The 1,337-nt window shown below is 54.2% G+C and carries 2 protein-coding genes; both read right to left on the bottom strand.

Annotated features, from left to right (window positions below):
- The coding region (panC, locus tag KDK13_RS10530; protein WP_257284934.1) for a pantoate--beta-alanine ligase at positions 1-845 on the bottom strand (845 nt) is incomplete at its 3' end.
- Positions 846-861: 16 nt separating this feature from the next.
- Positions 862-1,337 (bottom strand): 3-methyl-2-oxobutanoate hydroxymethyltransferase (locus KDK13_RS10535; protein ID WP_257284935.1); only part of this gene is annotated, 476 nt, incomplete at its 5' end.

Below are 1,337 nucleotides of genomic sequence, written 5' to 3' on the forward strand. Positions count from 1 at the left end.
TTGAAGTAAATATTATCAATCAGTCGGGCTTTACCCAAATAGCCAGCCGCAAGAATGACCAGTGACTGTTCATCATGGGTTGCGGGCAGCAGTGTTTGTGGATTGCAGATATTAAAGTAATCCGGCTTGAAGCCGGCCTGGGCCATTTTGGCAAACGCATTTCTGCGCAGCAGGTCAAAGTCGGTTTCGCCAGCCTGAATAGCTTCTCTGGTTTCAGTCAGACAGCGATAAAGGGCTGGTGCTATCTCTCCCCGCTCTTCCGGTGTCAGATACCCGTTACGTGAACTCATGGCCAGGCCGGTTGGCTCACGGGCAATCGGGGCGCCGAGAATATCAACCGGCATCACCATGTCTTGCACCATTTTGCGAATGATGGTCAGCTGCTGGAAATCTTTCTCGCCAAATACCGCGATATCCGGGCGTACAATATTGAACAGTTTGGTGACCACCGTGGCAATGCCCCGGAAGAAACCGGGCCGACTACTGCCGCAGTGCATACCATCAAGGATATCGACGCTCACATGGGTGTGGTTTTCACTACCTTCCGGATAGATTTCATGGGTGCTGGCGGCGTAGAGCAAATCAACACCGTGATCCATCAGCAGCTGCTGGTCCTGCTCCATGGTTCGTGGATAGGAGTCATAGTCCTCGTTAGGGCCAAACTGCAAAGGGTTGACATAAATACTGACCACCACAAAGTCGCAGCTTTCTTTGGCTTTCTCCACCAGGGTCAGGTGCCCGCCGTGCAGGTTCCCCATGGTCGGGACAAAGCCAATGCGCAACCCTGCAGATTTACGGGCGCCAACGATATCCTGAACTTCAGCAATAGAGTGTACAGTTTGCATGATGGATACTTTCCGTTTATTCAAATCCGTGTTCCGGACCCGGGAATGTGCCGTTCTTGACTTCTTTAACATAGGCAGCGACAGCATCCTGGGCAGAGCCACCTGCCGCCATAAAGCTTTTCACGAATTTGGGTTTGCGTCCGGCGGTCATATTGAGCATGTCGTATATCACCAATACCTGACCGTCCGTGTCAGCACCGGCACCGATACCAATGACCGGAATATTCACTGCACGGGTGATTTCCCGGGCCAGCGCCGAAGGTACGCACTCCAGCACCAGAATGGCGGCGCCAGCCTCTTCCAGCCCGACGGCAGCCTCAATCATGGCATTGGCGCGGGCTTCATCCCTTCCCTGCACTTTGTAGCCGCCCAGCACATGCACTGACTGTGGTGTCAGGCCAAGATGGACGCAGGAAGGGATTCCCTGCTCACGCAGGCGGGTAACAATGGGTGCCAGCCAGGCCTCACCTTCCAGCTTGACCACTTCAGCAC

Origin of the sequence: Endozoicomonas sp. SESOKO1, assembly GCF_024606265.1 — a bacterium.
Classification (GTDB): Bacteria; Pseudomonadota; Gammaproteobacteria; order Pseudomonadales; family Endozoicomonadaceae; genus Endozoicomonas.